Source organism: Streptosporangium sp. NPDC087985 (assembly GCF_044741965.1).
GTDB lineage: Bacteria > Actinomycetota > Actinomycetes > Streptosporangiales > Streptosporangiaceae > Streptosporangium.
Genome location: NZ_JBIUTQ010000014.1, coordinates 115,526 through 127,763, shown reverse-complemented (window position 1 = coordinate 127,763; position 12,238 = coordinate 115,526). Strand labels below are relative to the sequence as shown.

Annotated in this window: 12 protein-coding genes; 6 read left to right on the top strand and 6 right to left on the bottom strand. The window is 71.3% G+C overall.

Going from position 1 to position 12,238, the window contains the following annotated elements:
- Positions 1 to 79 precede the first annotated feature (79 nt).
- Positions 80 to 391 carry a DUF3099 domain-containing protein gene (locus ACIN94_RS23495; RefSeq protein WP_400709590.1) on the top strand — a complete coding sequence of 104 codons (312 nt, stop codon included), beginning with the start codon at positions 80 to 82 and terminating at the stop codon, positions 389 to 391.
- A 167-nt stretch (positions 392 to 558) separates the two neighbouring features.
- Here the strand turns inward: ACIN94_RS23495 and ACIN94_RS23490 are convergent, their stop codons facing one another.
- The 3 genes from ACIN94_RS23490 to moaA all read right to left on the bottom strand — a co-directional run bounded on the left by ACIN94_RS23490 (position 559) and on the right by moaA (position 2,489).
- Positions 559 to 810, bottom strand: coding sequence for a DUF6457 domain-containing protein (locus ACIN94_RS23490; protein ID WP_400709733.1), 252 nt, complete (start codon positions 808 to 810; stop codon positions 559 to 561).
- Positions 811 to 933: 123 nt separating this feature from the next.
- The gene (locus ACIN94_RS23485; protein WP_400709587.1) at positions 934 to 1,503 is read right to left on the bottom strand and encodes a molybdenum cofactor guanylyltransferase; all 570 of its coding nucleotides are present in this window, start codon (positions 1,501 to 1,503) and stop codon (positions 934 to 936) included.
- Positions 1,500 to 2,489 carry a GTP 3',8-cyclase MoaA gene (gene moaA, locus ACIN94_RS23480; protein ID WP_400709584.1) on the bottom strand — a complete coding sequence of 330 codons (990 nt, stop codon included), beginning with the start codon at positions 2,487 to 2,489 and terminating at the stop codon, positions 1,500 to 1,502. Before moaA ends, ACIN94_RS23485 begins: the two co-directional genes overlap by 4 nt.
- 291 nt (positions 2,490 to 2,780) lie before the next feature.
- Here moaA and ACIN94_RS23475 point away from each other — a divergent pair, with 291 nt between their 5' ends.
- On the top strand, positions 2,781 to 3,935 hold the full coding sequence (locus ACIN94_RS23475) for an RtcB family protein (protein WP_400709581.1): 1,155 nt from the start codon (positions 2,781 to 2,783) through the stop codon (positions 3,933 to 3,935).
- Between the two features lie 78 nt (positions 3,936 to 4,013).
- On the opposite strand, the gene ACIN94_RS23470 is transcribed toward ACIN94_RS23475, so the two are convergent.
- Positions 4,014 to 4,901, bottom strand: coding sequence for a UbiA family prenyltransferase (locus ACIN94_RS23470; RefSeq protein WP_400709578.1), 888 nt, complete (start codon positions 4,899 to 4,901; stop codon positions 4,014 to 4,016).
- A 170-nt stretch (positions 4,902 to 5,071) separates the two neighbouring features.
- Here ACIN94_RS23470 and ACIN94_RS23465 point away from each other — a divergent pair, with 170 nt between their 5' ends.
- Genes ACIN94_RS23465 through ACIN94_RS23455 form a run of 3 tightly spaced genes read left to right on the top strand, consistent with a single transcriptional unit; the run spans position 5,072 to position 7,689 of the window.
- Positions 5,072 to 6,130: a type III polyketide synthase gene (locus ACIN94_RS23465; RefSeq protein WP_400709575.1), complete on the top strand. Its 1,059-nt coding sequence runs from the start codon at positions 5,072 to 5,074 to the stop codon at positions 6,128 to 6,130.
- 6 nt (positions 6,131 to 6,136) lie between these two features.
- Positions 6,137 to 6,679 carry an isoprenylcysteine carboxyl methyltransferase family protein gene (locus ACIN94_RS23460; RefSeq protein WP_400709573.1) on the top strand — a complete coding sequence of 181 codons (543 nt, stop codon included), beginning with the start codon at positions 6,137 to 6,139 and terminating at the stop codon, positions 6,677 to 6,679.
- On the top strand, positions 6,676 to 7,689 hold the full coding sequence (locus ACIN94_RS23455) for an NAD(P)/FAD-dependent oxidoreductase (RefSeq protein ID WP_400709570.1): 1,014 nt from the start codon (positions 6,676 to 6,678) through the stop codon (positions 7,687 to 7,689). Before ACIN94_RS23460 ends, ACIN94_RS23455 begins: the two co-directional genes overlap by 4 nt.
- Before the next feature lie 17 nt (positions 7,690 to 7,706).
- On the opposite strand, the gene ACIN94_RS23450 is transcribed toward ACIN94_RS23455, so the two are convergent.
- Positions 7,707 to 8,570 (bottom strand): hypothetical protein, encoded by an 864-nt coding sequence (locus ACIN94_RS23450; RefSeq protein WP_400709567.1) that lies wholly within the window; start codon positions 8,568 to 8,570, stop codon positions 7,707 to 7,709.
- Between the two features lie 121 nt (positions 8,571 to 8,691).
- Complete coding sequence (locus ACIN94_RS23445) at positions 8,692 to 10,527, bottom strand: AMP-dependent synthetase/ligase (RefSeq protein ID WP_400709564.1); 1,836 nt, start codon at positions 10,525 to 10,527, stop codon at positions 8,692 to 8,694.
- Positions 10,528 to 10,705: 178 nt separating this feature from the next.
- On the opposite strand from ACIN94_RS23445, the gene ACIN94_RS23440 reads away from it, so the two are divergent.
- Positions 10,706 to 12,214 (top strand): peptide MFS transporter, encoded by a 1,509-nt coding sequence (locus tag ACIN94_RS23440; RefSeq protein WP_400709561.1) that lies wholly within the window; start codon positions 10,706 to 10,708, stop codon positions 12,212 to 12,214.
- Positions 12,215 to 12,238: the final 24 nt, after the last annotated feature.

Here is a 12,238-nt window from a genome sequence, read left to right as displayed (position 1 = left end):
GCCATGATCGCACGCCACCTGTGGCGTGCCCGTCCAGGGCGGAGTGGGACCCGCCTGCCCCGGGGTCTAGGTTGGAATTGTGAAGGTATGGCACAAGCGCCAGATGGTTCACCAGGTAACCGATGCACGGCCATCGTTGAGCGAGGACATCGGGAAACGGGAGAAAAGTTACTTCATCAAAATGGGGATCCGGCTGGCCTGCCTGATTCTGGCCTTTGCGGTACCCGCCCCACTGCCCGTGCGACTACTCCTCTTCGCCGGGGCGATCTTTTTACCATACGTTGCGGTGATCGGGGCCAACGCTCCCTCCCGTGGGACACCGATCGCCCCTGACGTGGCCGAACCCGACCAGAACGAGATCCCGCTCCATCGACGCGAGATCGGGTCGTGACTAAGTCTTGACGCATCCCAGGGGTAGGAGGTGTACGCTTTAGCCAAGTGCCCTGGTCCCCCGTCGGGGCACTGGTGCCGGCGTTCCGGGCCCCCGTCGGAACGCCGATGAAGCGGCGCCGGGTGGTTTGCCCCCGTAACCACCCGGCGTCGCCCTTTTCTCGGGCTTTACCTGTCGCCCCTCGTCTCGGCGACCGCCCCCTCCCACCTCTGGGCCAGCTCGGTCAGCCGTTCCACCGCGTCCGGCGGTGCCGAGCCCGCCCCCTGGGCCAGCCCCAGCAGATACGCCGTCAGTGGAGCCGCCGGTCGCGTCACCCCGTGGGCGACCTCCTTGGTCAGATCCAGCAGCGCGTCACGGTCGACCCTCGCGGGATCGACGCCCAGTTCCCGGCAGACCAGCGCGGTCCACTCTCCCAGCACGTTCAACGAGCACCTCCAACGTGAGGTCCCCCGGGCTCATCCGCGGGACGCGACCTGTCACTCCTCGGCCGGGGGCGCGCTCGCCCCGGGATCTCGCCGTCCTGGCGGCTTCCACCCCGGTGCTCACTCCCGCGTCCTCGGGGCCTGGCCGCCGCTCCGGGCCCGGCGAAGATCCTCTGCCGTGTCGCAATCGAACCACGGCTGCCCGGCGAGGTGGAGCGTGACGGGAGCCAGCGGGGCGAGCAGGCCGTGCAACGACCGCCTCTCGTAGCGGGTGAGCGCCGAGGCGAGCTCCGCCGTACGCCAGACTCCGGCCAGCCACTGTTCCCGGCCGCCGTCGTCGAGGAGCACCGCTCCGGTCTCCGCCGCGTCCAGCAGGGCCGACACGTGCCCGGCGGTCAGGAACGGCAGATCGGCCGCGAGCAGCGCCACCCACGGTGCGGTCACCTCGGCCAGTCCGGCCCGCAGCGCCGGAACCGGACCGCCCCCCGGCGGATCCTCCCGCACGAAGACCGCCCTCGGCAGCCCGGGGCGGTGTGCCCCGACGACGATGAGCTTGCCGGCGTCCGGTACGGCCGCAGCCACCGACTCGATCAGCGGGCGGCCGGCGACGCGCAGGCCGGGCTTGTCCAGCCCGCCGAGCCGTCTCGCCAGACCGCCCGCCAGGATGCACGCGTCGTAGCGCGCGCTCATCCGCCGATCGCGGACATCGGGCGGGACGGCTGCAGGAAGGCCGGGTCGTCGATGCCGTGCCCCGCCTTCTTGACGCGGACGGCGGCCAGCCAGCGCTCGGCGAGCTCGTCGTCGCCGGCTCCCGCGCGCATGGCCGCCCGCAGGTCGGACTCGTCGGTGGCGAACAGGCAGTTGCGGATCTGGCCGTCGGCGGTGAGCCGTACCCGGTCGCAGGCGCCGCAGAACGGCCGGGTGACCGAGCCGATCACCCCGACCCTGACCGGCCCACCCCCCACGAGGAAGAGCTCGGCCGGGGCACTGCCCCGCTCCACCGGATCGTCACCGGTCAGTTCGAAGGACTCCCGCAGCCGCGCGAGGATCTCGTCGGCCGTGATCATGTTCTCCCTGCGCCAGCCGTGCTGGGCGTCCAGCGGCATCTGCTCGATGAACCGGAGCTCGTAGCCCCGTTCACGGCAGTAGTCGAGCAGCGTGACAGCCTCGTGGTCGTTGATCCCGCGCATCAGCACCGCGTTGACCTTGACAGGACGCAGCCCGGCGGCGTCGGCCGCGGCGAGGCCGTCGAGTACGTCGGCCAGCCGGTCGCGGTGGGCGAGCTTCTTGAACGTCTCCCTGTCGAGGGTGTCGAGGGAGACGTTGACCCGATGCAGGCCGGCCTCGGCGAGCGGAGCGGCCAGCCGGGCCAGTCCGATGCCGTTGGTGGTCAGCGAGACGTGGGGCAGGGGACGGAGCGCGGTGGTGCGGGCCACGATCTCCACCAGTTCACGGCGGAGCAGCGGCTCACCGCCGGTGTAGCGGATCTCGGTGATGCCCAGCCGCTCCACCCCGATGGCCACCAGCCGGACGATCTCGTCGACGGTCAGCAGTTCGGGCTTGGGCAGCCACTCAAGGCCCTCGGGCGGCATGCAGTACGAACACCGTAGGTTGCAGCGGTCGGTGAGGGACACCCGCAGATCAGTCGCCACCCGGCCGAACGAATCTAGCAACACGGGACGTCACCTCCTTTATCCATACTGAACCAGACAAGGGGCCAGCCTAAGGCCAGCCCCACGCCCCACCCAAAACCCAGGTTCCGCCCGCTGACAACATCATCGCCGGGGCGTTGATTCCCGCCCGGTCCGCCCGCGCCGGCGGGGCTTCGGTAACCGAGGGACACGGCCACCGCCCGAGCGGAGGCGGGGAGGCAGTGCGGACACCCATGATCTGCTGAGCCCGATAAAATGAGTGGGATCTCATGTCGGACGTGGGCAGACTGGATCTCGCAGCAGAAGGAGATCATGATGCCGAACCAGCCCGCACCGAACCTGCTTTCGTGGGCCAGCGAGATCGACGAGGGTGCGATCACGCAGGCCGCGCGCGCCGCCCGCCTGCCGATCGTCTCCGGACATGTCGCTCTCATGCCCGACGCCCACGTGGGTATCGGCGCGACGGTCGGCTCGGTCATCCCCACCGAAGGGGCGATCATTCCTTCCGCCGTGGGCGTCGACATCGGCTGCGGCATGGTCGCGACCGAGACCACGCTCACCGCCGCCGACCTGCCCGACACCCTCGATGCGCTGATGCGTCTCGTGGAACGGCGCATCCCCGCCGGCGTCGGCAAGGGCCACGACGACCCGTCCATGGACCGCGCGCTGAGTGAGCTCGGCCGCCCGCACACCGACCTGACTCCGAAGCAGGAGAAGAAGGTGTCCCTGCAGTTCGGCACCCTCGGGTCCGGCAACCACTTCGTCGAGGTCTGTCTCGACGAGCGTGGCCGGGTCTGGACGGTGCTCCACTCGGGCTCGCGCGGCATCGGCAACCTGCTCGCGACCATGCACATCGCCGACGCCAAGAAGCTGATGAAGAGGCAGGCGATCGGCCTGGAGGACCCGGACCTGGCCTACCTGGTGCAGAACACGCCGGAGTTCACCGCGTACATCGAGGACATGCTGTGGTCGCAGCGCTACGCCATGGCTTCGCGCGCGCGGATGGACAAGGTGCTGAGCAACGCCCTGTTCCGGGTCGTCGGGCAGGGTCAGCGGGTCCGGACGATCAACTGCCACCACAACTTCACCCAGCAGGAGACACACGACGGCAGGGACCTGTGGATCACCCGCAAGGGGGCGATCAAGGCCGACACGGACGACGAGGGCGTGATCCCGGGCTCGATGGGGACGCGTTCGTACATCGTGCGCGGTCGCGGTAACCCGGATTCCTACAACTCGTGCTCACATGGGGCGGGCCGCCGGATGTCGCGTAGCAAGGCGAAGCGGGAGCTGTCGGCCGCCTCCCTTACCGAGGCGATGCGCGGCCGTACCTGGAACGCGGACCGGGCCGCCGCACTGGTGGACGAGCACCCGCAGGCGTACAAGTCGATCGACCAGGTGATGGATGACCAGAAGGACCTGGTCGAGATCCGGCACACGCTGCACCAGGTGTTCAACTACAAGGGCTGACTCTGTCCGGATGGGACCTCCAACGGGTGCTGCGGACGTGTACCGCCGGATGGCCGGCGGTGCACTACCGCCGATGGATCAGAGCGCGGTGACCCCGGCGCCCCGGGCGAGCAGCAGGACGACGTCGACCGCGGCCACGGCGATCGCCATCGCGAACGGCACCCGCGGCGACCGTCCTCCCAGCAGCAGGCCGGCGGCGGCGAACCCCCCGGCCCCGGCGAGCGCGGCCCAGCTTTCCGCACCGGGCCGGTCCGGAGGACCGAAGACCAGCAGCCCCGTCGCCAGGAGCAGCGGCAGGGGGATCAGCGCGCGGACGCGGGCGGTGCCGAGCCGCTGCGGCCAGCCACGGATCCCGGTGGCGAGATCGGCGGGGATGTCGGGGAGGACGTTGGCCAGGTGCGCGCCGCAGCCGAGCAGCGCCGCGGCGGCGACCGCCCACCAGGCGGGCCACGGATGGCCCGGCAGCCCGAGGGTCACGAACGGCGGCAGCACGCCGAACCCCACGACGTAGGGCAGCCACGACAGCGCCGTGGCCTTCAGTCCCAGGTCGTAGACCCAGGCCGCGGCGACGCCCACGAGGTGGACGGTCCCGGCCGCAGGACCGGAGGCGAAAGAGAGGGGCACGCAGAGCACCAGGGCGGCGGCCGCCGCGGACCACACCACCCGGACGCTCACCATGCCGTCGGCGACCGGTTTGCCGATGCGGCCCGCTTCGATGTCCCGGCCGGCGTCCACCGCGTCGTTGCACCAGCCGATGGACAGCTGCCCGGTCAGCACGGCGGCGGCCACCAGGACGCATCCCGCCACCTCACGCCCACTCGCCACGGCCAGCGCGGTCACCATGACGGTGACCGCCGCGGTGGGCCCGGGATGGCAGGCCCGCGCCAGCCCCAGGACGGTGGAGAACCCGAACGGCCGCCCCCCGGTCCGGCCCCGCTCCCGGGGTGCGTGCCCGCTCGTCGTCACGGATCGATCGTAGACGGCATGGACGGCGCATCACCGTCCATGCCTGTGAGGCATGCTGCACGCGCAGGTGGGCAAAAGGCAGGTATCCGCTGTCCTTTGCCGGAGGGTAATCATCACTTGACATCCTCCCCTCCCCGGAGGGAGGGGATTCCCACGCTCAAGGAGATTTGATGACGCGAATCGCCGCCGTGCGCGGCGCGCTTCCGCCCAACCGCCACGCCCAGGCAGAGATCACCGACGCGTTCGCGCGCATGTGCCTGCCCGAGGACGCCGACCGCCGCCTGCTGGAGCGGCTGCACACCGGCGCACAGGTCGAATACCGCCATCTGGCGCTGCCCCTCGACCAGTACGCCAAGCTCGACGGCTTCGGGATGGCCAACAACGCCTTCGTCGGCTCCGCGGTCGACCTGGGGGCCGAGGCGGTCGGTGGCGCGCTGGAGGCGGCCGGGTTCGCGCCGCAGGACGTGGACATGATCCTCTTCACCTCCGTGACCGGTATCGCCGCGCCTTCCGTGGACGCCCGGCTGGCCGGCCGCCTCGGGCTGCGTCCCGACGTCAAACGGATCCCGGTGTTCGGGCTCGGCTGCGTGGCGGGCGCCGCGGGAATCTCCCGCCTGCACGACTACCTACGCGGCTGGCCGGACCATGTGGCCGTGCTGCTCTCGGTCGAACTGTGCTCGCTGACCCTGCAGCGCGCCGACGCCTCCCCGGCCAACCTGGTCGCCAGCGCCCTGTTCGGCGACGGGGCGGCGGCCGTGGTGGCCTGCGGCGACGGGCGGCGACCCGAGGCGGCGGGCCCGTCGGTGCTGGCCACCCGCAGCCACCTGTATCCCGGCTCCGGGGGCGTGATGGGCTGGGACGTCCGCGACACCGGCTTCCGGGTGGTGCTCGACGCGACCGTCCCGGACGTGGTCCGTACCTACCTGGCCGACGACGTCCACGGCTTCCTCGCCGATCACGGCCTGACGACGGCGGACGTGACGGCCTGGGTCTGCCACCCCGGCGGCCCGAAGGTCCTGGAGGCCGTCGCCGGAGCGCTCCGGCTGCCGGACGGTGCGCTCGACCTCACCTGGCGCTCGCTGGCCGCGGTCGGCAACATGTCCTCCTCCTCCGTGCTGCACGTCCTGCGAGACACCCTCACCCTGCGTCCGCCGCCGCCGGGCACGCCGGGGCTGCTCCTGGCGATGGGGCCCGGCTTCTGCTCCGAACTCGTCCTGCTGCGCTGGTAGGGGCCGATGTCCTGGTATGTACTTCTGGTGCTGCTGGTGGGCGCCGAACGCCTCGCCGAGCTGGTCATCGCACGCCGCAACGCCCGGTGGAGTCTGGCCCGGGGCGGGGTGGTGTCCGGTCGCGGCCACTACCCGTGGATGGTCGCCCTGCACACCGGCCTGCTGGCCGGGTGCCTGCTGGAGGCGGGCCTGGCCGACCGGCCCTCCGTCCCGGCGCTCGGCTGGCCGATGCTCGTCCTGGTGGCCGCCTCGCAGGGTCTGCGCTGGTGGTGCATCATCGCGCTGGGTCACCGCTGGAACACCCAGGTGATCGTGGTGCCCGGCCTGCCGCCGGTGACGCGCGGCCCCTACCGGCTGCGCCGGCTGCGCCACCCCAACTACGTCGCGGTGGCCGTGGAGGGCGCGGCGCTGCCGCTGGTGCACGGCGCCTGGATCACCGCGGTGACCTTCACCGTGCTCAACGCCGCGCTGATGGTGGTGCGGATCCGGTGTGAGGAGGCGGCCCTTTCCTCGGCCGTCCCGATGCCGCCCGGACGGGTGACGACGTGATCGACGTCCTGGTCGCCGGCGGAGGACCGGCAGGCCTGGCCACCGCCATCCACGCGGCACTGGCCGGGATGGAGGCGGTCGTCGTCGAGCCCCGGTCCACGCCGGTGGACAAGGCGTGCGGCGAGGGGTTGATGCCCAGCGGGGCCGCCGCGCTGCGGTCGCTGGGGGTGGTGGTGGACGGCCGGACGCTGCGGGGGATCCGCTACCTGGACGGGCGCCGGCAGGCGCAGGCCGCGTTCCGTGACGGCCCCGGGCTGGGCGTGCGGCGCACCGCACTCCACGCCGCGCTGTACCGGCGGGCGGCCGAACTGGGCGTGGAGATCGTCTCCGGCAGGGTGGACGGGGTGCGGCAGGACCGTGACGGGGTCGAGGCGGCAGGATTGCGAGCCCGCTGGCTGGTGGCCGCGGACGGCCTGCACTCCCCGCTGCGCGCCCTGCTGGGGCTGGAGCTGCCCGACCGCCGTCCACGCCGGTACGGCCTGCGGCGGCACTACCGGGTCGCGCCCTGGACGGATTTCGTCGAGGTCCACTGGGCCGCGGACGGCGAGGCGTACGTGACCCCGGTGGGCGAGAACCTCGTCGGGGTCGCCGTGCTGAGCTCCCGGCGGCGTGGCTACCCCGACCACCTGGCGGACTTTCCCGCCCTGCTGGCCCGGCTGGAGGGACCGGCCATGACTCCGGTGCGCGGTGCCGGGCCTTTGCGTCAGCGGGTGCGCGCCCGGGTCGCCGGCCGGGTGCTGCTGGTCGGCGACGCGGCCGGCTACACCGACGCGCTCACCGGCGAGGGGGTGTCGCTGGCGCTGCTGTCCGCGCGGACCCTGGTGCACTGCCTGCTCACCGGCGCCCCGCAGTCGTACGAGGCCGCCTGGCTGAGGCTGTCCCGGCGGCACCGGCTGCTCACCGGGGCGCTGCTGGAGACCCGCCGGCACCGGGCCGCCGCGCGGCTGATCGTCCCGGCGGCCCGGCGGATGCCCGCCCTGTTCGGCGCGGCGGTGCACGCGCTGGCCTGACAGCGGCGACCGGGGACCTACTGCCGGGCTGCCTGGTGGACACGGCTCCGGCCGGTGGCATAACGATCGGTCTCCATGAACCGGGCCCGCCACTCGTGGTCCTGGTAGCCCGTCACGTTCTGGAGGAACTGACCCTGGATGTCGGTCGTGGTCTCGGCCGCTCTGGTCCATCTTCTCTCCCCCGCCGCCCGGTGCAGGATCTCGACGGTCTGGCCGGGAAAGGGCGCGTAGTCCAGGTATCCCTGCGGGTCGACCCGGTTCAGCACACCTCTGACCACCACCCCCGCCCCCTTCCTGGCCACCTGGACGGAGCTGAACTTGGTGTCGCGCCTCAGCTGGAACCCGGCGTACCGGGTGACCGTGCCACCGTCCGCTCCCCGGGCGGTCGCCGCGACGTTCCAGGGGCCGGCCGGATACCAGCGGCTCAGTTTCTTGTCCGGCTCGAACCGCCAGGTCTCCCACTCTCCCGTGGTGTATGGGGCACGTCCCACCGGGTGGGCCGTCCGCGGGGGGACGGTGTAGGTCAGGGCAGGCGATGCCGGGAGCCGCCCGCCCCCCTGTCCCGGGCCGGGCCCGGAGACCGGGCCGAGCAGGACGTCGGAGCCGGCGCCTCCTGCGGACTCCGGCGGCGCGCCCGGTTCGACCTGGACCGTCATCCCCTCCGGGCCCGCGACCCCGCGGGCGACCACCTCGATCACCAGCCGCACCGAACCGGTCGGCCCGACGACGGGGGCATGGGGGTTCAGGGTTATGGAGCGGATCATCAAGTCCGTGGCGGCGGCCGTGGACGGCGGCGCGACCCGCTCCGTCAGGACGGGCACCCCCGCCGGTACGGCGGCGGCCCCCGCCATCAGAACGGGAAGAAGGACTCTCAAGGTCATGGACAGGACGTTAGGAACCGGCCGGTAATGATCCAGGAGGCGACACACGTCTGATTGGGCAAAGCGGCCCCCGTACCAGACGGCAGGCCCCCCGGCTGCGGGGGCGGGCGCCTGCCGGAGGTCAGCTCCCGTACATGCCGTCGATGATCTCGGCGTACTTGGTGTGGATGACGCGGCGCTTGAGCTTCAGACTCGGTGTGAGCTCCTCGGTCTCGGGCGTCCACTCCACCGGCAGCAGGCGCCAGCGCTTGACCTGCTGGACGCGGGCGAGTTTCTCGTTGGCCGTGGCGACCGCCGCCTCGACGGCCTTGAGGATGTCGGGATGCCCGGCGAGCTCGGCCAGGGTGGCGGACTCGATGCCCCGGCCCTGGGCCCAGCCGGGAGCGACCTCGCCGTCGAGGGTGAGGATCGCCACCGGGTACGGCCTGCCGTCCCCGTAGGCGAGGGCCTGCCCGACCAGGGGATGCTCCTTGAGGTAGTTCTCGATGTTGGCCGGGGAGATGTTCTCGCCGCCGGAGGTGATGATGAGCTCCTTCTTGCGGTCGACGATGCTGACGAAGCCGTCCTCGTCGATGGAGCCCACGTCACCGGTGTGCAGCCAGCCGTCCTCGTCCAGCAACTCGGCCGTCGCCTCGGGCCGGTTCAGGTAGCCGTGGGTGTTGGCGGGGCTGCGGACGACGATCTCCCCATCTTCGGCGATGCGGACCTCGACGCCCGGACAGGCCTGGCCCACCGTGCCGAGCTTGAAGCGGTCCGGGGCGTTGGCGGTGAAGGCGCCCGCCGTCTCGGTCATGCCGTACACGTCGAGCACGCGCATGCCCAGGCCGGCGAAGAAGCACTGGACCTCCAGCGGCATCGGCGCGGTGGCGCTGGCCAGCCAGGCCGCCTGGTCGAAGCCGATCATCGAGCGGATGATCGACAGTAGCGCGGCGTCGGCCTGCTCGAAGGCGGCCCGGACCTCGGGCGAGGGCGTCCGCCCGTACTGGCCGGCCTCGACGTAGGCGAGACCGGCGGCCATGGCGTTGCGCACGTTCTCCTGCTGCTCCTCCGGCTGGGTGGCCAGCAACGCCTGCAGGCGGGCCTGAATCTTCTCCCAGACGCGCGGGACGCCGAAGAACAGCATCGGCCTGACCTGGCCGAGGGTGGCGCCGAGCTGGGCGAGGTCGGTGCAGAAGTGGGTATGGGAGATCTTGAACAGCGGCAGGTAGAGGCTGAGCACCCGCTCGGCGATGTGCGCGTAGGTGAGGTAGGAGATCTGGGTGCCCCTGTCGGGCAGCGCCACGATCCGGACGGTGGTCTCCACCTCGAAGAACACGTTGGTGTGGGTCACCGGGACGCCCTTCGGGTTGCCGGTGGTACCCGAGGTGTAGAGGACCGTCAGGGTGTCGTCGGCGGTCACGGCCTGCCAGCGGGCGTCGATCGAGGCGCGGTCCTCGGCGAGCCGCTCGCGTCCCAGGGCCAGGAAGTCGTCCCAGCCGAGGAAGCGGTCGCCGGACGGGGCACCCTCCAGCATGATGATCTTTCTGACCCCGGGGAGCTCGTCCAGCACCGGCTCCCACCTGGCCAGCTCGGCCGGGCCGCCCAGCACCACGATCGCGGCGCCGACATCGCCGGCGACGAAGGCCACCTGCTCCGGGGCGAAGGTGGCGTAGACCGAGCACGACACGCCGCCCGCGTGCACCGCGCCCAGGTCGGCCAGGACGTGCTCACTGCGGTTGACCATCATCAGCGCGACCGCCTCGCCGGGCCGCAACCCGAGAGCGACGAATCCGGCGGCGATCTCCAGGACCCGCCGCCGGGCCTCGGCGTAGGTCAGGGTCACCCAGCCCCCGTCGACCGGGTCGGAGTAGGCCGGAGCATCGGGATTCCGCTCCGCCACCTCCCTCAGCTGCGCGCAGACGGTACGGCCCGCGATCTCCCGCTCGATCGCCGCACGCTCTTCAAGGACACCGGCCATGACGCGCCTCCTGAAAGTGCTCACCTGCATGAGTGGCATGCATCGCACCACAGGGCGTCCCCCCGGACAAGACCCAGCGGGGGAGAAGAAGCGCCCCGATGCACAACCTCCCCCACCGCCGCGGCGGCCGGTGTACGTAGAGTTATGATTCGATCACACGATTGCGCCGGGGGGCCACATGACATCGGGGACGGGCGCCCACGAGAAGTCCTTCTTCGGTCATCCCCGGGGCCTGGCCACGCTGTTCGGCACCGAGATGTGGGAACGCTTCAGCTGGTACGGCCTCCGTGCCATCCTGGCCACCTTCATGGCCACCTCCCCCGCTCTGGGCGGCCTGGGCCTGACGCAGCAGACCGCCACCGCGATCGTCGGCATCTACGGCGCCCTCATCTACCTGGTGGCTCTGCCCGGCGGCTGGGTCGCCGACCGCGTCCTCGGCGCCCGCCGGTCGGTGCTGTGGGGCGGCTCCGTCATCATGTGCGGCCACATCAGCATGGCCATCCCCGTCCGGACCGGCGCCTTCGTCGCGCTCGGCCTGCTGCTCATCATCATCGGGACCGGGCTGCTGAAGCCGAACATCTCCTCGATGGTCGGCAAGCTCTACCCCGAGGACGACGACGCGCGCCGGGACGCGGGTTTCTCCATCTTCTACCTCGGCATCAACATCGGCGCCTTCATCGCTCCCCTCATCGTCGGCTGGCTCGCCAGGGACGACCGGTGGCATCTGGGCTTCGGCGCGGCGGCGGTCGGCATGGCGCTGGGCCTCACCCAGTACGTGCTGGGCCGCCGCCACCTCAGGGGGGTGGGCGAGGCGCCCGGCCACCGGCTGACCCCTCGCGAGCGAAGGCACTTCACCCTCGCGCTCTCCGGCGCCGTCGTCGTGGTCGGCGCCGCCCTGGCCGTCTGGGTGTCCTCGGGCACCTTCAGCCTCAGCGCCTTCGCGCTCGTGGTGACGTTGGTCATCGTCGCCGTCCCCGTGGCCTACTTCGCCTACATCATGTTCGGCAGCCACAACCTGACCGAGGACGAGCGCTCGGGGATGAAGGCCTACATCTGGCTGTTCATCGCCGCCGCCATCTTCTGGACGCTCTACGACCTCGCGCCGACCGTGCTGCTGTTCTTCGCCCAGGACAAGACCGACCTGACGCTGTTCGGCATCCGGATCACGGCCGCGACGACGCAGGCGTTCAACCCGCTGTTCATCATGATCTTCGTGCCGGTCTTCGCGGCGCTCTGGGTCAGGCTGGGCAACCGGGTGACCGCCCCCCAGAAGTTCGCCCTGGCGCTGTTCATGAACGGGCTGAGCTTCGTGGTCATGGCCCTGGTCGCCAGGCTGGCCGAGCACGGGAGGATCTCGGTGTGGTGGCTGGTGCTGGTCTATCTCGTCCAGGTCTTCGGCGAGCTGGCGTTGAGCCCGGTCGGGCTCTCGGTCACCACCAAGCTCGCTCCCGCGGCCTTCAAGAGCCAGATGCTCGGGGTGTGGTTCATCGCCATCTCCGTGGGCGACGCCCTGGGCGGGCAGACCGCCCGGCTGAAGAGCCACATGTCGGAGCCCATGTACTTCCTGACGCTCGCGGCGATCGCCATCGCGGCGGGCGTGGCGCTGTTCATGTTCGTCGGCAAACTGAACGTCCTGATGCGCGAGCACCATGAGGACGGCGTGGGGACCGGGCCCGAACCCTCCTGACGAAAACACATAGAGCCGGTCATG

Bases quoted from the DNA above. Each gene is read 5' to 3' on its own strand.
- ACIN94_RS23445 (WP_400709564.1), bottom strand. From the start codon at position 10,527: ATGGCCGGTGTCCTTGAAGAGCGTGCGGCGATCGAGCGGGAGATCGCG.
- ACIN94_RS23475 (WP_400709581.1), top strand. From the start codon at position 2,781: ATGCCGAACCAGCCCGCACCGAACCTGCTTTCGTGGGCCAGCGAGATC.
- ACIN94_RS23440 (WP_400709561.1), top strand. From the start codon at position 10,706: ATGACATCGGGGACGGGCGCCCACGAGAAGTCCTTCTTCGGTCATCCC.
- ACIN94_RS23460 (WP_400709573.1), top strand. From the start codon at position 6,137: ATGTCCTGGTATGTACTTCTGGTGCTGCTGGTGGGCGCCGAACGCCTC.
- ACIN94_RS23485 (WP_400709587.1), bottom strand. From the start codon at position 1,503: ATGAGCGCGCGCTACGACGCGTGCATCCTGGCGGGCGGTCTGGCGAGA.
- ACIN94_RS23465 (WP_400709575.1), top strand. From the start codon at position 5,072: ATGACGCGAATCGCCGCCGTGCGCGGCGCGCTTCCGCCCAACCGCCAC.
- ACIN94_RS23450 (WP_400709567.1), bottom strand. From the start codon at position 8,570: ATGACCTTGAGAGTCCTTCTTCCCGTTCTGATGGCGGGGGCCGCCGCC.